The organism is Vibrio chagasii (assembly GCF_002954585.1).
In the GTDB taxonomy this organism is placed as follows: Bacteria; Pseudomonadota; Gammaproteobacteria; order Enterobacterales; family Vibrionaceae; genus Vibrio; species Vibrio chagasii_A.
The window spans coordinates 1,067,017-1,091,931 of the sequence record NZ_MSCI01000002.1 but is presented as its reverse complement, the minus strand read 5'-3'; the positions used below and the strand labels follow the sequence as shown (position 1 = coordinate 1,091,931).

The window sequence follows — 24,915 nt, the reverse complement described above, 5'->3', positions numbered from 1 at the left end:
CAGAGCGAAAAACTACCCATGAGTAATAACATTCTGCTGCACGAGCGCATCCAGAATATCTGAAGGCATGGTGCCGCTTAACGTCAACTGAGGCGCGAGGTCTTCAACGACAATCACTTGCTCTGTTGTACCTAAGCCATCAGGATTGATGGTTAACTCAACATCATTCCCTTCTAACTTGGCATCAACATGCTGAAGCAATGTCGCCATATTCACATTCGCGTCTTTCAGTTCAGGTAATACCTCGCGTAGGTCAATCTGGTCACCTTCGGCTAAGTTGAAGTCAGTGATCGTATCTTCGACACCATCCTCAATGTTCAGCCAGACAAATGAATCCATACCATCACCACCGGTCAAGATATCCGAACCACCGCCACCAATAAGCATATCGTTACCATCACCGCCAATAAGGGTGTCATCACCAGTTCCGCCTTCAAGTCGGTCATTACCTGAACCCGCCGTTAGATCTGTCGCATTAGCCCCAGCCAACAACTGAACATCATCGGTCTCACCAGCCAAATTAATATCGACCGCGTTTGACACAATGTTCACGTTTAGATCGATTGCCGCCGATGTGGCTGTATCGTTGTTATCTAGCTCTTCAGAAACCGCCTCAACTTTAAGCGTGTAACTACCTGGAGTTTGAGAAAGCCCAACCACTTGCAAACTTTCAATTGCATCAGCGGTCGCCATCCATACCCCACCACCGAGATCCGTTACGGAGCCAACGTCACTGGTGATTTGAGCGCCCGCAGGCACATCACTAATGTGCAGCGTTAGCTCTTCTGTAACGTCTGTTAGAGCTGCGATAATGCCAACCAAAGGAACACCACTATTGCTCACCGATTGGCTCGCAGTGATGTTTCTTACATAGTTAGACGCCGGATCAATCGTTAGGCTTGGCGCGTTCGCTACTGGCGTCACCGCAATGTTATAAACAACAGGTGCAGTTTCAATGGCGATACCAGAAGGATTACCACTGTCTTTGGCAGTGACTTCTAAGCCGATGTTGTTGGTTGGAGCCAAGCTTGCATCAAGGTAAACCCCATTCGGGCTGGTCGGTGTGTCAATCAAGGCATTCAGATCGCTCAGCGTCCCTACTAACGTCACCGAACCACTATTGTCACCATTAACGGTCACGCTAGTACCAGCAGGTAGTGATACGGAAAGCGTTCCATAATCAACGGTCAGCGTTACTGTCATCAAGTCATTAGCAAAGCTATCGACATAATCAGGGTCACTGACATTAATACCACTAAGCAGTTGTCCTGCGTCTTCATCAATCAGCATGGTGACACTGTCACCATTAACAACAGGAGTATCGTTCACACCTTGCACAACGGCAGTGATTTCAGCTGTATCTGTTAAGAAGTCATTAACGCCATTCGTCGTGCCGTCATCCTCAACGCTATAAGTGAATTTAACGTCGCCGTTATATTCATCCGCTGCGGTAAACACCCAATATGGGCCCGTAATCGTAGCATCATCAGCACCACCCACGTTTTCGAAGCGTTGCAGTGTGCCCTGACCTTGATCGAGCACCAAACTGGTCACAGTAATGGCGTCATTGTCTGGGTCCGTGGTCGCCGCTATCAAGTCCTCTTCTTTGATGATCAATTGACCTTCTTCAAGCATGGTGCCTAGGTCAATATCCGCCGCGACTGGCTGATCATTCACCTCGGTGACTTCAAGGCTAATTTCAGCACTGTCGGTTTTAAAATCATCCACGCCATTGGTTGTGCCATCATCGATAATGGAGTAATTGAATTTAACATCGCCGTTAAAATCGTTGTCAGCGACAAATAGCCAGAATGGACCGGTAATCGCTGCGTTATCAGCACCACCAGAATTTTCAAAGCGCGTTAACTGACCTTGTCCCTGATTCAGAGTGACACCTGTTACCGTGAGGTTGTGGTTTTCAGGGTCAGAACTTGCTGCAATCAAATCACCTTCAATAATGACTATCTGGCCATCTTCAGCAATCGAGCCTAAATCAACGTCTGTCGCGATAGGCGCGTCGTTTACTTCCGTCACCTTAATCGTGAAAGTCGTCTGGTTAGTCTGTGCAGTGTTCGGATCAGCTGGGTCAATAAGACCATTATTACCGCCGTCATCGAGCGTTGCGTTGATTGTCACCAACCCACTCTGGTTGAGGTAGTTCTGGTCTGGATCCGGCTTGAAGGTCACCGCACCATTGGCCAATGCCGTATTGATGTCAGCTTCTTTACCCGTGATGACCAGTGAACCGTCAGGTTGCAAGACAAACGTCACATCTGAAAAGCTTGTAAACTCAAATACACCCTGCGCTCCTGGCAGTGTTTGGTCAATCTCCAACGTCAGCGTATACGGTGCATCGGGGTTATCAAAACTTGCGTCTACGTCGTAGATGCTGAAGTTGTTAATCGCTACACCAGCTGAGTCCTCTTGCGTTTCAATGTTGGTAACGTTGACGAACGTTGGTTGATCGTTGATAGGATCAATCACTAAATCCACATCGAAGCTGGTTGGTGTACCCAGGTATTCGGTGTTGTCTGCATCTGTATCCACAGAACGAACCGTGATCTGCAGTGGACCTGTAATACCCAGCGCATTACCTGTATCGCTATTGTGTTGACCAGAGTTGAATACGATCTTATCAAGTGACTGAGCTGGCATATCCAGCGTCCAAATCTGTGTCACCGGATCGTAGCTCGCCAAAGTCGTGCCGTCTGGATAGTAGATAGAGGCATCTTGAGGTACACCAGCCACCTCGACACGAAGTGTCTCTGGCGCATTTTCGGTATACGTGCCGCTGCCTGTTGCAGATAGCTCTTTATCCAAAATAGTCGCGTTGATTTCGATATCAATGTTTTGGCCTTCATTGCCAGTAACAGAATCCGTTTGGTTGGTATCAACATCATCACCCACCGGCACCACATGCAGCTTAAAGCTTGGCAAGTTCGAGGCTGCAGTAGGTACGCCTAACAAGGATTCTTGAGTAAAGACAGCAACGCCAAATTCCGCCGTACCACTAAAGTTTTTAGGCGGTAAGATCGAAATCTCGCTCAAATCAAATGACAACCCTGATGCTTGAGGAAGTTGAACACTCCACTCACCACCACCATTGTTCTTCACTGTATAAGCGGAGCCCGGATCTGCACTCATTAAGAAACCATCTGGCACACCAGTGAACTTAATCGAAACGAACTGCTCTGAGCCGTCTAGGTCAGTGAGCGCGATGGAGACAGGACCTGTTCCCGATAGAGAAATAGCTTGATCTTCATTGCCCGTGATCTCAATGACATCAGGATCACTACCCGGCCCTGTTACAAGCACATCATCAACCACAGGGACAACTTCAAAGCTAACACTGGTATTGAACGTATCAGTATCGGTTGCCGTTCCGACTGGAGACGAGGCGTCATTGTAGGTAGCAGTATCGGTTATTGTTCCACTGATATTAACTTGTACTTGATTGATGTCATTCCCCGTTGGGTAATTAGGAGCAGGACGGAACAATACATTATCTAGGGCGCCGGCATTAATTTCCGCTTCATTGAAGGTCACGGATGTACCAAGCGATACACCCGCGCTTGTGTAAAACGCACCGACACTTGTGTCATCCAAAGTCAGCGTAATAGATGTGAATTTTTCATCACCCCCCTCAACTCCACTGACTTGGTCAGTAATGGTTGTGCTGAAATCAAGCTGAATGTAAGTATCTTCGTAACCCACCGGGTCTTGTCCCGGTTGACCATCAGTATCGACAGGATTAAACGAGTCATCGAGCGAACCAACAACCGTAACATCAATGTCCGGGTTACCTTCAACGTCAGGAGCGACTTTAATAACGACATCGGTCACCAAGGTTTTCTCATCACCAGACAGTGTATCTTTGGTTACTATTGTGATTGGTAACCTAAAATCGCCAGAATAGTCAGCAGGCAGATTAAGTAGCAGGCCAGAGAAATCCGTTGGAACACCCTGAACGACGGTTGATTCAAATACATACTTCCCGTTTACGAAGTCAACATCACTGCCTCCCCCTAAACTGATTGGGAAAGTTATTCCTGGCGGGATGGTCACAGAGTCATCAATAATGATAGTTACTTGGTCTGTTGAAGCGTCTTCACCGGAGAATGTGATCAGACTATTTAGAGCAGCTCCCAAGTCTAACTGTGTGTCTTCTACAGCATCGACAACGCTATCTGGTGTCATCGTAATATCTGCAGCCTCCTCGTTCCCGCCAACAAGCACTTCTGGGAATGACAAGTTCACTTCACCTTCCCTCTGAACCGCAGATGATGACTCAGTTTCTGCGCCATCACCTCGATCAATCACGGTACTATAGATGGTCATCTTGATGTCATTGAAAACGCCTGGAAGGCCAGAAACTGGCGGAAACGCAAGGCCGTTTGGTGCACTAATACTAAACAGGTCTTCATTGGTTACCACCCAACGACCATTGCCTTCATAAGCAGCACCCATCACAACTAACTGATTGAGGACAGCATCTGATAACGCCGAGTCGTCCACATTAGTCAGTTGAATCACTAGCTGGTCAACCTCTTCGATAGCAGACGAAGCATCAGTTTCTTGGTATCGAATAACGAACTCATCCGTAACCGATGTATTATCACTGTTGGTTGTGAATTTAAGAACACCTGTTAGAGCATTCGCTACCACTGTACTCAAGTCCGTAAGACCCGCGACCTCATCGACCACCAGTTTGTTACTCGCATCTTCAGGCTCAACCACAGGTCGCACACGAACATCAATTGAGCCCGTGATTGTCGCTGTTGCAATACCCTGACCTGGGTCAGTTGCGTCAACATATTCATGATCGCGTTCTTCAATCATGACAACCGTATTAAGCGCAAAGTCGGTGCTCGAATCTTGTTCCGGTATTATCTGAATAAAATTATTGTTCAGTGCTATCTGGGTGAACGCTTCTGGAGTCTGCCCACTCTTAGGTGTGATGGTTAGCGTTCCGGCTACAGCATCGTAGTTCCAAATCACATCACCGTTTACAACCACACTTGCAACACCACTTGGAATACCACTGATAACGATTGAAGTGAAATGCTCATCACCGTCAATGTAATCAGTGCCCTCTGGGTGCCAATCAATATTGATCGCCGTATCTTCGTCCCCACGAGTCACCGTATTGTAGGTTGCTGAGGTATCAATCCTAGGCTCTACAAGTATACGAATTTCCTTATCAAAAGAGAGTGTATGGCCATCATTCTCAGTCACGACCACTTTACCCAAAATATTAATGTTCTCCGTAGATGAGTCAACTGGCCTTATACGGATACCTGAAGTTACCCCAGCTTCCGTTATATTGGCTTCGTAAATAGGTTTAGATAAATCCGGACTTCCATTTGGACTAGTTGCATAACCGACAAAATTTAGATCAATCGTTGCTCCATCACCATCTTCAAGAACGACCCCCTCAGGAATGCCTGAAAGAATAACCGTTACAGACTCTGAGCCATCGTCGGGTAAGGGTGTAGTGCCGCTATCTGGTCTTCTCTCACCTGACAATACGGTGAAATCAAGCTCAGCAAAGCTGTCACCATTTTGACTCTCTTGAATCGTAGTTTGGACACCGAATATCGAACTATCAGTAATTTCCGTCCATGCAGTACCGTTTGTACCACCGTAAGGGCTGTCCGCTACCCCTTTAACCTCAACGTTCACCGTTTTAGTTCCTAAGATTTCTTCATCGACCTGAGGCCCAGAAGAAAGGTTCGCGGTATCTTTGACAACACCCGTCACCTCAAACGTAAAGTCAACATTGCTGTGTTTAGCCGGAACGATCTCTACATTGGCTAAATCAGAATAGGCCACTTCCTGATAATCGACACCGTTGATAGTAATTGTAGGAACCGGAGTAGTGGTTCCGAGGAAATAGAGCACCGCACCTTCGGTTATATTGCTGATGCGAACAAACAACTCTTCGGAGCCATCAGTGTCCACCGAGCCATTCATGGTGATCACTTCATCCAAGGTGAAGGCATCTTTGTTCGCCAGAGGACCTAGGTAGTCTGGATCATCAATATTGTCTTCATTAATACGAATTCGGTTAACGCTGAACGAGCCAGGGTCCGCATCGGCTGTCACATCAATGATGATGTTTTGCTCTACAGAGCGAGCCGTTGTCTTATCATTTGCCCCGCCGTTAGCCGAATCATCGTATGGGTTGAGCGTCTCCTCAGTAATTGCCGTTGCTTTGAACTCAATTTGTCCAGAGAAGTTGTCGATTGGATTAACCACGGTGCTATTGATATCTGCAGCAGCAATCGTGTAGACACCATTGACTGGCGTTAAAACATTGCCATTTTGATCCAACAGCTCAAACTTCCCATCACCTTGAACTGCTTCTAGCTCATAGGTAATCGTCTCAGTATTACTGTTATCTTGCGACTCTGCATTCAGCTGAAGTGTCACATTGTCTTCATCTTCATTCACTTGATATTGATACGTACTATTCGCATCATCCCAAGTGGCAATATCCGCTACCGCTTCAATCTCAATTCTGAAGTTTGAATTTACTGTCTGATCAAGCGTGCCGTTGTTATCAATTTCGAGCTCGTAGTTGATTCGTACACCATTGTCATTTGAACCGTAGTTTTGGTCTGGAAAAAAGAACAAGTTATCGATTGTCGCGATGATGTCTAATGGCTGGTTCGTGCTTGGAGCAAAGCTCTGCTGCATTTGAGGCGGACCAAACAAGATATCACCGTTTGGTTCAGCGACTAACTTGTGATATTCCACGCCATCAAAGTAATAGAACGTTCCTCTGTGATTACCACTTTGAATCGTCAGTTGGCCGATAGACTCGCTGTTATCTTGGTCCTTCAGGTTAACCTGCAGCGCAATTTGTGCTGGTGCATCAGGCAAACCGCTTTGGTTATCTTGAATATTCTCTAGGCTTGGAGCATCACCCGTTGCGTAAGGGATTGTCGAGTCTCTACCCGCATCCTCAAACGTAGTCACCTTGAGCGATACTGCTGATGACTCTTCATCGGTGATCGTGATGTTCAGAGGCGTTGATGATGTATCCAAATCACCGTCTGTCGCAATCACATTGATTGAGAAGTCGATGGTGTCTCCATCATGATCAAGATAATTGGTCGCTCTAAACTCCACTTCACCATTGGAATTTATGCGCAGTCTACCAAGCTCACGAGTATCGATACCGCCACTACCATCATCGGTTTGTTCATACACTCGTACCTGCTGGACACCACTGTTTAAATCAAAGCTGCTGCTGTATGGCCCATTGTTTCCTGTGCGGAACACGATGTCGGCGCCATTGCTGGTAATACCCTCTATGCGAGTCAGCGCTGCATCATCTGCACCCACATCCGTCGCATTGGCAAACATGTTAACTTTGGAGTTGCCATAGCCTTGACCCTCAACTCGCGTGATCGATTGAGTGGTCACCAATGGAACATCATCAGTTACAGTAATAGTCAGGTCGATCGCGTTCGATTTGTCTTGGTCAAAATCTTCAGCGACGACAGAGAAATCAAGCTCTATGGTGTTTTCATTCGCGCCATCAGGATGCTTAAGTGGTTTAAACAGCTCAAATTGATAGCTGTTGTTCGAGGTATCAAAAATGATTTCAAACACAGGCTGATTGCTGGTTACCGTCTGTGCAACATAAGTGAAGGTTGTACCGCTTTGTGAAACAGGCAGCCACTCTAGGCTTTCTCCATCAGAAGTTAAGCCTGCAATCACTAAGTTTTCATCGACCAATTCGTACTTAACAACACCATCAGCACCTTCATCAACCGTGAATAGCCCGTTAATAATGGTATCTTCGGATTGATCCGAACCAATCCCAGTAAGATCATCTTCATCAACCACCGTCTCACCCGTTGGCGCACTCATCACTGGCACATCATCGAGCACTTCGATCGGCAATACATACTGATTAGAGTCATCACCGTCACCATCAACCGCAACGACATCAAATGGAATCGTTAAGGTATTGGAATTCGGGCTTGTTGGATGGTTTAGAGGACCTAGCAACGTAAACGTATAAGAGCCGTCATTCGCTAGCGCGAGCGTGAAGATAGGAGTTCCGCTTGTCGTCGTACCTTGATAAGTCGTTGTGTTCGCAGCACCAGTGACTTCTGTAATAGAAATCGCTTCAGTTCCAGAGGTCAATGTCGCTTCAAGCGCAGAGATATTACGCAATTCGTAAGCCTCTACTTGGTCAGCACCTTCTGTGGTAACAAATGCACCTGTTGCTTGAGAAAGCACAGATCCAAGATCATCTTCATCAACCACAAATGTGCTGGTCACTGTCGTGTCGGTAATGACAGGCACATCATCGGTGATAGTAACGGTCAAAGGTTTCATCACAGAATCAGTATTGTCTTGGTCGACCGCGATCACTGGCAGAGTGAATGCTTGATCGTTGTTGCCTTGTACAGGAAGATGATCGAGCTCTTCCAATAAAGTGAAGGTGTATTCGCCTAGCACTACACTACTAAAAGTGATGGTAAAGATATCCGTTTGAACACCCCCACTTTCAACGAAGCCAATATAGGTTCCGCTGTTGGCTGGATCTTCTTTAAGCTGAACTACCAAGCCATCCGATTTCAAATCACCAGACGTGTTGAACTGAGTGGTATCAATACGGAAATGGCTCACATCATCACTTCCCGCAGTGAAAGTAATGGTTTCAGTTTGGCTCACAGGTAAGCTCGGAGATGAGCCATCCACAAGATTCGCTTCTTCCAATGCAACCGTTGGTACCGTATCAATTACCGGTGGCGCACCATCTGAAATCGTCAGCGTCACTGTCGAAGTAACGATATCGCCGTCTTTGTCTTCTGATGTCACGGTAATAGTCTTAACGATATCACCACCAGAATGATTCAGATTTCGATTAGGCTCAAAGCGCACATCGCCTTCAAGCGTGATAAACAACGAACCTTCCGTAAATACGAACTCTTGCTCACCAGTGTTGGTTTGCACCAGAGACTCTTCAGGCTGACTACCATAAGTAAATTGAGTTATGGTAGCGCCATCAGCACTTTGCGCAGGCATCACATCAAATGTCGTTGTGGTAGGTGTGCCCGTGCTTGGCTCTGTGATGCTAAGAGCACCAGATTGCATCAATTGAACGTCATCACTGATGGTCACAGAAAGCGGTTTAGACGGTGAAATATCACCATCGGTATCTTGCGCATATACCGACAAGTCAAAGCTGAGGTCGTTGTTTCCTAATCCGTCGACATGATCCAAACGCTCTAACAAAGTAAACGTGTACTCACTCGGGTTAGTGTTATCAAATTCTAGGGTGAAGATAACTTTCTCAACACCCGAGCCATCCGTTGTGAATGCTATGTAGTCACCTGAACCCGCAGGCTCTTCACGCAAGCTCAATTCAAGGCCATCAGACTTCAATACACCGCTGGTATTAAACAGCCCTACTTCGACGACAATCTTCTCGATATCATCACTGCTTGCAAGTGAAGTAATGGTCTGAGTCACGCTGACTGGGCTGCCACTCGGCGTTGAACCATCAGCAAGTAAGCTTTCAGACAAGCTAACACTCGGAACGACATTCAACGTTGGTCCATCACCATCAACGATAGTGAGTGTGACCGTTGAAGAAGAAATATCCTTATCAAAATCAGATGAAGTAAATTCAATCAGCTTAACTATGTCGCCTGCAGAGTGGTCAAGATTACGATTTGGTTCAAACCTTACATCACCATCCAAGGTGACAAACAGCGAGCCTTCAGTGAAAACAAATTCCTGCTCACCGCTAATGCTTTGATCCAAAGTAATCGCAGAGCCACCGTCATAGGTGAACTGTGTAATGGTTGCCCCATCAGCACTTGGCGTAGGCAAGACATCAACGGTCGAGGTAGTTGGTGTGCCAGTATTTGGCTCTGTGATGGTTAACGTGCCATCTTGCATTTGTTGGAGGTCATCTTGAATGGTGACAACAACATCACGCTTAACTGAGTCATCACCATCAGTATCAACCGCATAAACAGGCAAGTTGAAATTAAGGTCGTTATTAAGCGCGCCATCAAGGTGATCGAGAGCCTCAATCAGCGTGAAGGTGAACTGACCTTTATTGACACTATCAAAATCAATGGTGAATACATTGGTTACGTTACCTGCCCCGTCATCAGTAAACCCGATGTAGTCGCCAGGTGAAGCAGGATCTTCTTTTAGCTGAACAACAAGACCATTTGATTTCAGAACATCACCTAGGTTGAATTCGTTGGTCGCGATTCTAAAGTGGCTTAAGTCATCACTCCCCACGGTGTAGGTAATGGTTTGTGTTGAACTCACCGCAGAACCACTCGGCGTTGAGCCACCTGCTAGGTTCACTTCCGATAAGTTCACGCTCGGAACAACATCGATGACCGGATCAATCCCATCTTGGATCGTTAATGTAACATCCGCGGTATCAGTATCGTTATCAAAGTCGCTGGTCGTTACAACGATCGTTCTAACAATATCACCCGCTGAATGATCCAGGTTTCGATTTGGCTCAAAACGAACTTCGCCTTCAATCGTAATGTACAGTAAACCATCGGTTACGGTAAACACCTGCTCTGTCGATACATTCGGGTCCAAGGTGACAGCAGTACCACCATCGTAAATAAATTGGGTGACCTTTGCGCCGTCAGCACTTTGAGTCGGCATAACATCGATAGTTGGCGTAGTTGGAGTGCCTGCCACGAGATCATCCAGTGAAGGCTCAACAATATTCAATGACCCGTCTTGTAAACCTTGTACATCATCGGTAATGGTCACTGTCATTGGTGACATCGCAGACTCATCACCATCGGTATCCACAGCTATAACAGGTACATCGAAGTTTAAGGTGTTGTTCTGCAAGCCATCCGCATGGTCTAACGCTTCAAGCAGCGTAAACGTGTATTGCCCTAAATTGGTGGTTGAGAAATTAATTGTGAATACGTTGGTTTCTACGTTAGCACTGTCTTTTACAAAGCCAATGTAGTTTCCAGAGTTCGCTGGCTGCTCTTTAATCTCAACATCTAAGCCATTCGACTTCAAAGCACCCGAAGTATTGAACTGAGCAGGGTCAATTCTGAAATGACTAACATCATCACTACCCTCGGTATAGGTAATCACTTGAGTCGTCGATACTGGATTGCCTATTGGTGCAGAACCATCAGCCAGATCGACTTCAGAAAGACTCACGCCAGGGATGACGTTGATGATTGGTAGATCGCCATCGGTAATGGTTAGCATTACTGTAGAAGTCACCACATCACTATCAAAGTCACTTGAACTGACCACTATAGACTTAACGATATCCCCGCCCGAGTGATTAAGATCGCGGTTCGGTTCAAAGCGCACATCGCCTTGAAGCGTGATATAAAGCGAGCCTTCAGCAACCACAAACTTTTGCTCACCCATATTACTCTGGTCAAGCGTAAACACGGTGCCATTATCGTAATTGATTTGGGTAATAGTCGTGCCATCAGCCCCTTCTTGATCAAGAACATTGACGGTCGTTGTTGTCGGCGTGCCCGTGGCTAAGTCAGCCACTGTCGGCTCTTCAATGCTGAGAGAACCATCCACCATGACTTGAATATCATCGGTAATCGTTACAGCCAAAGGCGACATCAGAGAGTCATCGCCATCACTATCGACCGCATACATAGGCAAGTTGAATTTTAGGTCGTTATTACCTTGAATTGGTGTATGGTCAATCGCTTCTAAAAGCGTGAAGGTGTATTCACCTAACGTCGTGCTGCTAAATGCAAGTGTGAAGACCGTGGTTTCTACATTTGAAATGTCCGTAGTGAATCCGATGTAGTTACCCGAACCCGCAGGCTCTTCTCGGATCTCAATCACTAAGCCATCAGACTTCAGAGTGCCGCCAGTATTAAACTCACTCGGCTCTAAGCGGAATGTTACAACATCATCACTTTGGTTGGTAAAAGTGATGGTTTCTGTTTGGCTAACCGCACTGCCACTTGGTGACGAACCATCGGCCAGATCCGCTTCTTCAAGTGCAACACTTGGCACCGCATCGATAGTCGGGTTGTCGCCATCGGTTATGGTCAAAGTTACGGTCGCAGTCACCGGATCGTTATCAAAGTCATTGGATGTCACGACTATCGACTTAACAATGTCTTCGCTCGCGGAATGGTCTAAGTTACGGTTGGGCTCGAAGCGCATCTCACCTTGAAGAGTGATGTACAACTCACCTTCTGTGAAACTGAATTGCTGCTCGCCTGCGATGCTCTGATCCAACGTCTTAACGATTCCACCAAAAGAAAACTCAGTAAACGTTGCACCATCAGCACTTTGGTTTGGCATTACATCAATGGTATTGGTTGTTACCGTGCCATCTGCCAAATTCGGCTCAACGATATCTAGCGTGCCATCTTGCATGATTTGAACATCATCGCCGATGGTTACATTGAGTTGAGACACCAAAGAGTCATCGCCATCGCTGTCGACCGCATAGACCGGAAGATCAAAGCTCAGATCATTGTTTGCTAGACCATCTGCATGGTCTAACGCTTCCAATAAAGTAAAGGTGTATTCACCAAGGTTCGAGGTCGAAAAGCTAATCGTGAACACTGGAATTTCAGTGTTTGAGCCATCAGTAATGAAGCCAATATAAGTGCCCGGATTCACTAAATCTTCTTTTATCTCGACCGCAAAACCATTCGATTTCAGTGCACCACCAACATTGAACTCAGTAGGTTCAATACGGAAACGGGTCACATCATCACTTTGATTAGTAAAAGTAATCGTCTCAGTTTGACTTACAGCACCGCTACCTGGTGCAGAGCCATCCGCAAGATTGGTTTCAGACAGAGTAACACTTGGCACAGTATCAATGGTCGGGATATCACCATCGGTAATCGTCAGGGTGACTGTCGAGGTCACGGTATCTTTATCGAAGTCGCTTGAGGTGACCTCGATCTGTTTAACGATATCTCCACCAGTATGGTCGAGGTTACGGTTCGGCTCGAAGCGAACATCACCTTGGATAGTGATATACAGTGAACCTTCGGCAACTACGAACTTCTGCTCGCCAATATTGTTCTGGTCAAGCGTTAATACAGCCCCGCCATCATAAGCAAATTGCGTGATGGTCGCGCCGTCTGCCCCTTCTTGATCAAATACATTAACGGTAGTTGTCGTAGGTGTGCCCGCCGCCAAATCAGCAACCGTTGGCTCGACAATATTTAGAGAGCCGTCTTGCAGGATTTGAACATCATCACCGATAGTCACATTCAACTGTGACACCAATGAATCGTCGCCATCGGTGTCTACCGCATAAACAGGAAGGTTAAAACTAAGATCGTTGTTCGCTAAACCATCCACATGGTCTAATGCTTCCAACAGTGTGAAAGTGTATTGGCCTAGGGTAGTACTAGAGAAACTAATCGTAAACACGTTGGTTTCGACGTTCGAACCATCAGTCACAAAGCCGATGTAACCACCTGGTGTGGTTGGGTCTGCTTTTAGCTCAACCACCAGCCCATTTGATTTGAGCGCCCCACCAACATTGAATTCTGTCGGTTCAATACGGAAACTCGCCACATCATCACTTTGATTGGTAAAGGTAATCGTCTCTGTTTGACTTACTGCGGCACCGCTTGGCGTAGAACCATCACTCAAATTAGTTTCAGATAAAGTAACACTCGGTACATTATCAATCGTTGGAATGTCACCATCAGTAATAGTCAACGTGACCGTAGAAGTAACAACATCACTATCTGAGTCGCTTGAAGTCACGACTATCGACTTAACAATGTCTCCACTTGTATGATCGAGGTTACGATTTGGTTCAAAGCGCACATCACCTTGCAGCGTGACATAAAGCGAACCTTCAGCAACCACAAATTTCTGCTCTCCAGTATTGCTCTGGTCAAGCGTAAACACTGTGCCGTTGTCATAATTGATTTGGGTGATGGTCGTGCCGTCTGCCCCTTCTTCATCAAGAACATTCACAGTCGTGGTTGTCGGCGTACCCGCTGCTAAATCAGCGACAGTCGGCTCTTCAATCGTAAACGCGCCATCTACCATGACTTGGATATCATCAGTAATCGTCACAGCAAGTGGCGACATTAGAGAATCATCGCCATCGCTATCAACCGCGTACACTGGCAAGTTAAACGTTAGATCGTTATTACCTTGATTTGGTGTGTGATCAATCGCTTCTATAAGCGTGAAGGTGTATTCACCTAAAGTCGTGCTGCTGAATGCAAGTGTGAAGACAGTAGTCTCGACATTTGAAGTGTCTGTGGTGAAGCCTATGTAGTGACCCGAACCTGCAGGCTCTTCTCGAATCTCAATCACCAAGCCATCAGACTTCAGAGTACCGCCAGTATTAAACTCACTCGGCTCCAAACGGAATTTTTCAACATCATCACTTTGGTTGGTAAAAGTGATGGTTTCTGTTTGGCTAACCGCACTGCCACTTGGTGATGAGCCATCAGCGAGATCCGCTTCTTTAAGTGATACGCTCGGTACCGCATCGATATTCGGGTTATCGCCATCGGTAATTGTCAGAGTAACCGTTGACGTTACTGGATCTTTATCGAAATCACTTGAGGTGACCTCTATCAACTTCACGATGTCTTCACTCAAGGAGTGGTCTAGGTTACGGTTTGGTTCAAATCGCACCTCACCTTGCAGCGTAATAAACAGCTCCCCCTCTGTGAAGCTGAATTGCTGCTCACCCGTGTCATTTTGATCAAGCGTTCTAAGTTGGCCGTCATAGGTGAACTGAGTAATCGTCGCACCATCAGCACTTTGGTTTGGCATCACATCAATGATGTTAGTGGTCACCGTGCCATCAGCTAGATTAGGCTCAACAATATCTAATGTGCCATCTTGCATGATTTGAACATCATCACCGATGGTTACATTCAGTTGGGACACAACAGAATCATCGCCATCGCTGTCTACCGCATACACCGGAAGATAAAAGCTCAGATCATTGTTCACGAGGCCATCTGCATGGTCCAACGCTTCTAATAGGGTAAAGGTGTATTCACCAAGCGTGGTGGACGAGAAGCTAATCGTAAACACTGGAATTTCAGTGTTTGAACCATCAGTAATGAAACCAATGTAGGTACCTGGATTCGCCGAGTCTTCTTTTATATCGACCACAAAACCATTCGATTTCAGAGCGCCGCCGAGATTGAACTCAGTAGGCTCAATGCGGAAATTCGCTACATCATCACTACCAGCGGTAAAGTTGATCGTATTGGTTGCGCTTACTGCACTTCCACTTGGTGCAGAGCCATCAGCTAGATTGGTTTCAGATAAAGTAACAGGTGGAATCAGATTGATTACCGGGTTTTGACCGTCGGTAATACTTAATTCAAGCGTTGATGTATCAGTGTCACCATCACCATCTTCTGCTAAGAATGAAAACTGTTTGATGATCGTTTCGCTACTTGAGTGGTCGATATCACGAGCAACCTCAAAACTGAAATCACCGTTAAGCGAGATAGTGACCACGCCCTCAGTGAAACTGAAGGTTTGAGGAGCATCAGGCAGTAAGCTTTGATCTAATGAATAATCAACACCATCGTAGTTGAATGATTGAATTGTCGAACCATCCGCACCTTCGAAATTGAACAGGTTATACGAGACAACAGTATCGCCAGCTAAAGTTGGCTCAGTAACAGATTCAACCTTATCAACCAGTTCAACGACATCATCTTTAACGTTGATAAGAATCTGCGCAGCTTCTGGAGTACTTGAACCACTAGATAACGCCGATCTATCGCCATCGGCATCTACTGCATAGATAGGCAGTGCAAAGGTTAAAAGTGCGTCTTCAGCACCTTGATGCGACAATTCTTCATAGAGGTTAAATTCATAGTTACCCAAAGATGGGCTATCAATTTTTACATCAAAAACCGTAATTCTTGCGCCATTAACCTCGACATAGCCTTCGTACGTTCGCACACCATTGGTTTCATTAACCAGTTCGAGTAACACAACCTCACCGTTAGATATCAGTGTGCCGGCGGTATTAAACTCTGCAGGTTCAAGTTCATGATGATCGATAATGTCACTATCAAAAATTTCTGAAGCGACACTACCACTTCCTGAGACCGTTGCCGTTCCCTCTTGAGAACCGCCAACAATACCAGCTTCATCAACATCAATACTGTCGACATTGGTAATGACTGGTTTATCGCCATCAGAAATAGCGAGGTTGATGGTATTAGTTACGACATCTTGGTCAAAATCGGTAACCGTGATTGGCAAAGAGAAAGAAAGCGAATCAGTGCCGACTTGCTCAATTGGTCTCAACTGCTCAAATCGATAGGTACCGTCAGTATCCAAGCTAACGGTTAAAATAACGTCGCTGCTACCTTGGATTGACAGTGTTATGGTACTTCCATCAGCAGACAAAGATGCAACGGTCGCCTGATTATCACTGAGCACACCATCAAATTGAGCAAGTGAGCTTGAGTCAAAAACAGCTGACTGTAGGTTATCACTACCAATATTTGAAAACGTGCCCTCAATTGCAGCACTGCTTGTTTCAACGTTGTCGATAGACACGCTTTCGACAGACGGATCTACCCCATCAAGGACGGTTACTTGCGCATTAATCGGTGTGACGAGCTGATTACCTGCGGTGTCTTGGCCCTGTATGTCAAAAGCGATGTTGATTTGGTCGCCCGTAAAGGAAACCTGTCCGCCACCAATCGACGGAACATGATCTATCGGCTGAGAAATAGTTGTGGTAAGCGATAATTCAATGTCATTTCCAACACTTACGGCATCAATATCGATGCGCAGTGCCTCATCTGTGCCTTGAACACCGATAATCGAATTGGAGGCTGAGTCATACGTAAAGCTAACCGGCTGGCCACTAGAGGTAATGTCGCTGTTGAGTTCACTAAGGAGCGAAGCGAGAGAGAGTGTTTCTGGAGCAAACGAATCTGGGTCAAGCGCTAAACTACCCGCAACAACGGTATCTGTAACTGTCACCGATTGAGGGTAAGTATTGCCGGAAATGGAACCTTCAGTCAGTGTTTCAGCGATGGATTGACCACCCGATGAGAGCGTGATCGATCTAAGCTCTTCCCTATCTTCATCAACAGATTGCTCTTCTAGGCCTGAAGTTTCAAAGAAGGTCGAAGGACGAGTTTCTGTATAGTTGTAATCAATGGTGACAAAGCCCGCATTTGCAGAACCTAGAGCGCCACCAGCTGCGGTCGCTTCTAAAATTTGAGTTGGATCGGCACCACCTAAAATGGCTTCTTGAATAGCCGCAAGATCGTCATCAGTGAATGAATCATCAGCAGCTTGCGCCAAATCGATATTCACCTCTCCGGCGATCGGTGCATCTGCCCAAGCCAAATCTTGATCGACACACCCAACACAATTGCCCTCAACCTCAACAGGGCCGCTAGGCAAACCTATTAGGAGTTCAGCATCATGCGCGGTCATAACAATCTCATTTTCACGGATGATATCGCCAACCGAAACTTTTCTGGCACTGCCGTCAGGCTTAACTACAACCACATCTCCACTGGTAGCTTCAACTACCACAGTCTGACGCGAAACTTCGATATCCATATATCCCCCGATGTCACAAGTCGCTGCTTAAGAGCGGTGAACATTGTTTGTAAAAGCAATCTCAGATTTTCATTAACTTATATCTCGCTCTTCGGAACACATTCAAACGGTTCATCGAAGAGGTACAAAAAGAGAATAAAATTCACCTGTTTTTTTATAATTTACTTACCTTTAAGCCTAGTCTTCCGCATAAAAAATGCCATATCTGCCTGAGTAGACCTCTTCATGCAAATTTGTCTATTTTCCAAGAGTTTCCAGAACATGAGTTAAAAGTTAGTAGGGTGCTGATTTATATGCAAATAAACTCACAGATATACACACCTCTCAATTTCATAAATTTATACCGCAATAAAGTTAACAAATCATTAGCGAAAATAAGGCATTAATTGAAGTGAGCTATGTATCAACAACTAAACAGCAACGATTCCCATCTTTGAGACAACACGCAGGCTATCGCCTCTAGGAAACCACAAAAACATAATAAAATAAGTTGCATAATAGATATTTAGCAGAAGATTACCCAACCTATACCGCAAGCGTTGTCACCTTTGCGATAGCTTAGTCAATCAAGCTGCTGTGAAAACAAAAAAGCCCACCAAGTAAAACCTGGTAGGCTTTTAAATCAGATAGCAACGCTATGCTTATAACAACGACATTTTATGATCTAGCTAGACGATTCGCCGTCCAAACATAAAGCAGCTCAAGCGCAATCGTAGCACCCGCTAACGCTGTGATGTCACTTTGGTCGTACGCTGGAGACACTTCTACAACGTCCATACCAACCATGTTGATACCCTGCAAACCACGGATGATTTTCAGCACTTTATCTGAGTTCAAACCACCACACACAGGCGTGCCAGTACCCGGTGCAAAAGCAGGATCAAGACAGTCGATATCAAACGTCAGATACACTGGTTTATCACCAACAATATCTTTCACTTGAGCAATGATCTCGTCCACACACATGTCATTGGCTTGCATCGCATTAATGACGTTGAAGCCATGACCTTCTTGTTTGTACTCAGTACGAATGCCGATCTGCACCGAATGTTCTGGCGAGATAAGACCTTCGTTTGGTGCATGGTAGAACATGGTGCCGTGGTCATAACGGCTGCCTTGGTTGTAGGTGTCAGTATGTGCGTCGAAGTGAATCAACGCCATCTCACCGTACTTCTTACCATATGCTCGTAGTAGAGGCAGTGTAATGAAGTGATCGCCACCTAAACCTAACAGAGTTTTACCGCTATTTAGAATCGCATCAGCTGCTGCTTCCAAACGCTGAGTGAGGTCTTCTGCGTCACCGCAATCAAACACAAGATCGCCAGCATCAATCACTGAGGTATGTTCAAATACATTGAAGTCCCACGGGAATTTCTTACCTTCCCACGCCAAGTTTACCGATGCACGACGAATCGCATCAGGGCCCATGCGAGCGCCCGGACGACCAGATGTCGCCATATCTAGCGGCGCACCTAATACAACCACATCAGCATCGTTGTCGATTGGGTTTTGCACCAAAGGACGACGCATAAATGTCATCGCATTGGAGTACAGCGAGTAATCTGGTTTCGTAAATAGATCGTTCATTAAAAATCCTCAAGATAGGTGTAACCCATCAAGCCTTGCTCTAACTCTTCAAGCACGCTTTGCTGCTCTTGCGCTGGTACTTTCGCCGTTACCAATTCTTTGTAGTTCTGACGAATTAGGTCCATATCAATGTGAACATAACGCATCATATCTTCTACTGTGTCGCCTTCGTTGATGTAGTCAATGTTCGCTTCTCCGCTCTCATCAACATTCACCACAACACTATGCGTATCACCAAATAGGTTATGCATATCGCCCAAGATCTCTTGGTACGCCCCTACTAGGAAAAAGCCCATTAGATATGGTTCATCTGGGTTCCACGCTGGCACTGGCAATGTTGTTTCAATGCCTTGACCATCTACATACTGGTCAATCGTACCGTCAGAGTCACAAGTGATGTCCAACACCACAGCACGACGCTCATCCGCATTATCTAAACCGCTCAGTGGCAATACAGGGAACACCTGATCAATACCCCAAGCGTCTGGCAATGACTGGAATAGTGAGAAGTTCACGAAGAACTTGTCTGCTAAACGCTCGCTCAACTCATCCAAAATTGGACGGTGGTAACGGTTCTTAGTGCTCATGCGAGTACTAAGCTCGTAGTTGATGCGCAAAGACATCTGCTCAGCCCAAGCACGGTGCTGAAGGTTCAACATACCGGTCGCAAATTGGTTGTGCGCTTCTGCAATATCACTCTGCGTGTCGTTGTAGATCTCAATCAACGCACGGTCGTCGTTCCCAGCATCAAGTTCTAAGAAGTTATTCCACATGTTGTTGAGCAACAGTGGTGCGTCTGCTTCTGGCGCAGCCATGTCTTCCGGTGAGTAGCTTTCAGTACCAATCACGTTGGTAATCAACACAGCATGGTGCGCTGTCAGTGAACGACCAGACTCCGAAATGATCACAGGTTGTGGCTGGTTGTAGAGCTTACAAATGTCCCCTACCGTCATCACGATGTTACGAGCGTACTCAAGCAGGCCGTAGTTCATTGAGTTTGAAGATTGGCTACGTGTGCCGTCGTAATCGACAGCTAAACCACCACCAACATCTAAGAACTTCAGTTGAGCGCCAATATCACGCAGTTCACAGTAGAATCGAGCCGCTTCACTCACACCATTGCGCACATCACGAATGTTCGCCATTTGCGAACCTAGGTGGAAGTGTACGAGCTCTAGAACATCCAGCTGGTCTTCTGCTTTCAAGCGCTCGATAACAGTAAGCACTTGTGATGCAGACAAGCCAAACTTCGACTTCTCACCACCACTTGCTTGCCATTTACCTGCGCCTTGAGAAGCAAGACGGATACGTAAACCCAAACGAGGTTTCACACCCAGAGCTTTCGCTTCAGAAAGAACAAGATCAAGCTCAGACAATTTCTCTAGAACGATAAAAACCTTGTGCCCTAGTTTCTCGCCAATCAGTGCAAGGCGGATGTATTCTCTGTCTTTGTAACCATTACACACGATCACAGAGCTCGCTTTTTGAGCCAGCGCCAATACCGCCAATAGCTCAGGTTTGCTGCCCGCCTCTAGGCCTAGCTGCTTTTGCTCTAATTGAGCTTGGCTCGCTAAGATCTCATCAACCACTTCTTTTTGCTGGTTCACTTTAATCGGATAAACAAGTAGGTAACGGTTGTCGTACTGATATTCTTCGATCGCTTGGTTAAATACGTTACAGATATTGTGCACGCGCTGATGCACGATTTGAGGAAAACGCACAAGAGCAGGTAAACCAATATTTCTTTGCTCTAACTGTTTTACGATCTTACTTAGTGGGACTTGATGATCCGTTTCGCTCGGTGATACATACACTTCACCGTTGTCATCAATGCCATAAAAACCTTGGCTCCAGTGCTTTACATTATACTCAGCACGGATGCGTTCCAAATTAACCGAATTTTCCAATTCTAGAGACCTCACACTATAGGGCCATCGACAGAAGATACCTCTTTGGAATAGCGAGGTATAACCCAACAAAAACGTTAGAATACGATTTGTTGGCTGCATTAACCGATATTATTAAGAGCGAGTCCAACCATTGATATTTGTGGTTACGATTACGTTTTTTTATCGACAGATCGACTTAAAGTGACAACTAAGGAATTACAAGGTTTTAGGGCAAAAAACAGACTGAAATGCATTAAAAATAAAGCACTTTCTAACAAAAATTTAGGTGAATAAAATAGCAATGACGCCTAAAATTCTTAGCTAATTTGGTGATGTTAAGTCAGGGTTATGACAAATATCGGCACTTCACTATCATAACTCTCGCTATCACCAAGATAGTCAGTATCCTGTTCTTTCATACCTATTGATGAGTGTTAAATCATGTCCGAAATGTACACCACCTACGCAAAGCAATACGACTCTGCTGCTCGCGATAATATTTATAATACCCTACTAGAACGCCCATCAACCATAGCCTTACTAGACGATGTTAAAGGGCTCGATATTGTCGACCTTGGTTGCGGCTCAGGTATATACGCGCAATGGTTTATCGACCAAGGTGCCAACAAGGTCACGTGTACCGACCTGTCTCAAGATATGGTTGACCTAGTGAATGGAAAACAAATCCCCAATGTAACCGCATACGCGCAAGATGCAGCTCTTGGTTTACCTAAGGAAGCTGATAACAGCGCTGATGTCATCGTGTGCCCGTTGGTGCTGCACTACATTGAAGATCTAAAACCTGTCTTTGATGACGTGTATCGCGTTTTGAAACCGGGCGGCTACATCGTGTTTTCCACTCATCACCCTTTTGCGGATTTTGAGTGCACCCTTTCAGGTAACTACTTTGAGCGCGAATTCATTCAAGAAGAGTGGAACACAGTTGGAACACCCGTTCAGGTAAGCTTCTACCGCCGTTCATTAACCGAGCTTTGCCAAGCTGTCAGCCTATCTGGCTTGCTGATTTCACAGATCACTGAAGGCACAATCGACGAGAAAGCCAAAGCCATCTCTGAAGAAACGTACGAGCGCCTATCAAACAACGTTAACTTCATCTTTATGCGTTGCGAGAAAGTCTCTGCCTAACCCGTAAGCAAATCGCGTGTGCCTTTAACGACACCAAAGGCACACGATCACTTCTCGTAAACCTGTCACTTCTTCCTGAATACCCGCTTTTCAGTTGTTGGCCCACTTAGCTAAATTGCCAGTTAATTGCACAAAAAATAAACTTTTTTCGTCCATATCTTGTATTCGACCATAACTTCTTGTAATTTTAACCGACCAACCAATCGGTCAGCCTTCGAATTTAGGGGATACTATGAGCCATAATCTAGACCTTGAACCAAACACGTCGAGCACCAACGACATGGATCAAATATTCAACCGACAACAAGATCACTACCGTAACAACGTTAATCCAACACTTGAGCAGAGACGAAATGATCTCTCAGTCTTGAAAAAACTATTAATGCGTTATCAAGAGCAGTTAATTGAAGCGGTATCTGAAGATTATGGCCATCGAGCAAAGCACGACAGCTTAATTGCTGACATCACCCCTTCTCTACACCAGATTAATTACAGTGATAAAAATCTTAAGAAGTGGTTGAAGCCTTCACGTCGTAAAGCCGGCTTGATGCTAACACCAGCCAAGATTACTGTGCATTATCAGCCAGTAGGTGTAGTTGGTATCATCGTGCCTTGGAATTTCCCAGTTATGCTCTCTTTGGGTCCTCTCATCACAGCATTGGCTGCAGGTAACACTGCAATGCTCAAGATGTCTGAGTTTACCCCTGCAACCAACCGTGTTTTGAAAGCGATGTTGGCCGAAGGTTTCAGTGAAGAGCAAGTGGCAATCATCGAAGGTGAAGCCGACGTTTCTGCTAAGTTCAGCCAGCTGCCGTTCGACCATATCCTATTCACAGGCTCAACCTCTGTTGGTAAGCACGTAATGAAAGCTGCAGCCGCGAACTTAACGCCAGTAACACTTGAACTTGGCGGTAAGTCTCCAACCATCATCGCACCAGATTTCGATATCGCAGACGCGGTTGAACGTATCCTGTTTGCCAAGAGCTTAAACGCAGGTCAAATCTGTGTCGCACCAGATTACATCTTGCTGCCACGGGAGAAAGTCGATGCATTTATCACCGCTTACAAACGCTACTTCAAGAAGCTCTATAAAGCAGGAATTGAGAGCAAAGACTTAACCTCAGTGGTTAACATGCGACAGTACAATCGATTAAAAGGTGTAGTTGAAGATGCGAAGTCAAAAGGTGCTGTGATACATAACGTTACCGAGCACGCACAAGACGACGTGAACCACAGAATGACACCGCATCTTCTCACCGAAGTGAATGATGACATGGTGGCAATGCAAGAAGAGTTGTTTGGCCCTGTTCTCCCAATCGTGCCTTATGATTCGATTGACGAGGCAATAAGCTACATCACAACAAGAGAGCGTCCACTTGCGCTGTACCTAATGAGCCACGATAAGAAAACCCAAGACCGATTTCTATCGGATACACACTCTGGCGGTGTTTGTATCAATGACTCTTTGGTGCATGTGGCAGCGGAAGACGCACCGTTTGGTGGTATTGGCCCTTCAGGCATGGGACACTACCACGGCATTGAAGGCTTCAAGACCTTTAGCCATGCAAAAACCGTGTTGACTCGAGGCAAGATCAACTTCACTAAGTTGATGCACCCTCCATACAACAACCCAATCAAGAAAATGATGTTCAAAGTACTGAATCGATGATTACAAAAAGGCAAAAAATCCTAGATGCTGCACTCCTACTCTTCTCCCAACAAGGGTTAGAGGGCACATCTACAGGGCAAATAGCGAAGACCGCCGGTGTAGCAAAAGCGACACTGTTTCATCACTTTGAGAACAAATCTCTACTGATTGATGAACTGTTTCGTGAACTGAAAGTAGAGCTATTTTCTACTCTGACTCAACATACAGAAATCGCTGAACAAAATCGCTATCAAGCCTTTAAATTCATGTGGATGACCGGAATTGAGTGGGCGTTAGAAAACCCAGTCGCCATGAAGTTCTTCACCAATGTGCATTTTGACCCAACGACTCAAACTCGCGAAGTCATTGTCTCGCAGATGTTTGCGTCACTCGATGACATCATTTTGAAAGGACAACAAGCCGAAGAATTGATGGTGTTAGACATTAATCTCGTTAGACACTTCATCCATAGCCACTTTTTGATCTGTGCGAATTGGCTTGTTGATCAGCAAGAGCCGCAGCCAGAGCAGTCAGAAAAGTACATCAACGACAGTTTTGATATGTGCTGGCGTGCTATTGGTGGTCAAGCGCAGCCGTCCTGTTAGCTAGACTATCAGCGGGCTATAAGCTAGATACCCTGCTATTAAGTAGCGTCAAGTTTCATCGAATCAATAAAAGCGTCTCATCGGCGCTTTTATTATTTGGGTACATTTTAATCACTTCACCCTGTTGACTTTCTAAGCTCGCATTCAGTACCATTCCACCATCATTTCAAAAGAGAATAACGCCATAATGAAGTACTAACATCCTGACATCCGATTTATTTTTTAAAAATCATTTGGACACTCGGGGTTAGTGGGCGTTACTTCGTCATCTATTTTCGCGACATATTAAGCTCTTAAAGATCCGCCGATTAACGGCCTGCATCTTCCAGAGCCACCTAAAAGACAGAAACCATCTCAATACCGCTTTCTCTCTTTCATTGGTCATCTATCTAAGTAACGCCTATGGCGATCTGTTGTTAGCATCCAGCAGGATCTTGCACGAAAAGCGCCTAGCCCCTTTTACTCGTTTATA

Annotated in this window: 6 protein-coding genes; 3 read left to right on the top strand and 3 right to left on the bottom strand. The window is 45.7% G+C overall.

What is annotated here, in order from left to right:
• Window positions 1-12 precede the first annotated feature (12 nt).
• The 3 genes from BTO10_RS13025 to speA form a co-directional block, all read right to left on the bottom strand.
• Window positions 13-17,568, bottom strand: a complete 17,556-nt coding sequence (locus BTO10_RS13025) for a retention module-containing protein (RefSeq protein WP_105024782.1) — start codon at window positions 17,566-17,568, stop codon at window positions 13-15.
• 657 nt (window positions 17,569-18,225) lie between these two features.
• A complete protein-coding gene (gene speB, locus BTO10_RS13020; RefSeq protein ID WP_105024781.1) occupies window positions 18,226-19,155 on the bottom strand; it encodes an agmatinase in 930 nt (309 codons plus the stop codon).
• Entirely contained in the window at window positions 19,155-21,062 is a 1,908-nt protein-coding gene (speA, locus tag BTO10_RS13015) for an arginine decarboxylase (RefSeq protein ID WP_105025596.1), read from the bottom strand. The genes speB and speA overlap by 1 nt, the downstream gene beginning before the upstream one ends.
• A gap of 423 nt (window positions 21,063-21,485) precedes the next feature.
• On the opposite strand from speA, the gene BTO10_RS13010 reads away from it, so the two are divergent.
• From BTO10_RS13010 to BTO10_RS13000, 3 genes are all read left to right on the top strand, one after another.
• The gene (locus tag BTO10_RS13010; protein WP_105024780.1) at window positions 21,486-22,190 is read left to right on the top strand and encodes a class I SAM-dependent DNA methyltransferase; all 705 of its coding nucleotides are present in this window, start codon (window positions 21,486-21,488) and stop codon (window positions 22,188-22,190) included.
• Between the two features lie 232 nt (window positions 22,191-22,422).
• The gene (locus tag BTO10_RS13005; RefSeq protein WP_105024779.1) at window positions 22,423-23,859 is read left to right on the top strand and encodes a coniferyl aldehyde dehydrogenase; all 1,437 of its coding nucleotides are present in this window, start codon (window positions 22,423-22,425) and stop codon (window positions 23,857-23,859) included.
• Window positions 23,856-24,443, top strand: coding sequence for a TetR/AcrR family transcriptional regulator (locus BTO10_RS13000; protein ID WP_105024778.1), 588 nt, complete (start codon window positions 23,856-23,858; stop codon window positions 24,441-24,443). The genes BTO10_RS13005 and BTO10_RS13000 overlap by 4 nt, the downstream gene beginning before the upstream one ends.
• The last annotated feature ends 472 nt before the right edge of the window (window positions 24,444-24,915 follow it).

Coding starts and splice junctions, on each gene's coding strand:
- BTO10_RS13025 (WP_105024782.1), bottom strand. CDS start 17,568: ATGGATATCGAAGTTTCGCGTCAGACTGTGGTAGTTGAAGCTACCAGT.
- speB (WP_105024781.1), bottom strand. CDS start 19,155: ATGAACGATCTATTTACGAAACCAGATTACTCGCTGTACTCCAATGCG.
- BTO10_RS13010 (WP_105024780.1), top strand. CDS start 21,486: ATGTCCGAAATGTACACCACCTACGCAAAGCAATACGACTCTGCTGCT.
- BTO10_RS13005 (WP_105024779.1), top strand. CDS start 22,423: ATGAGCCATAATCTAGACCTTGAACCAAACACGTCGAGCACCAACGAC.
- BTO10_RS13000 (WP_105024778.1), top strand. CDS start 23,856: ATGATTACAAAAAGGCAAAAAATCCTAGATGCTGCACTCCTACTCTTC.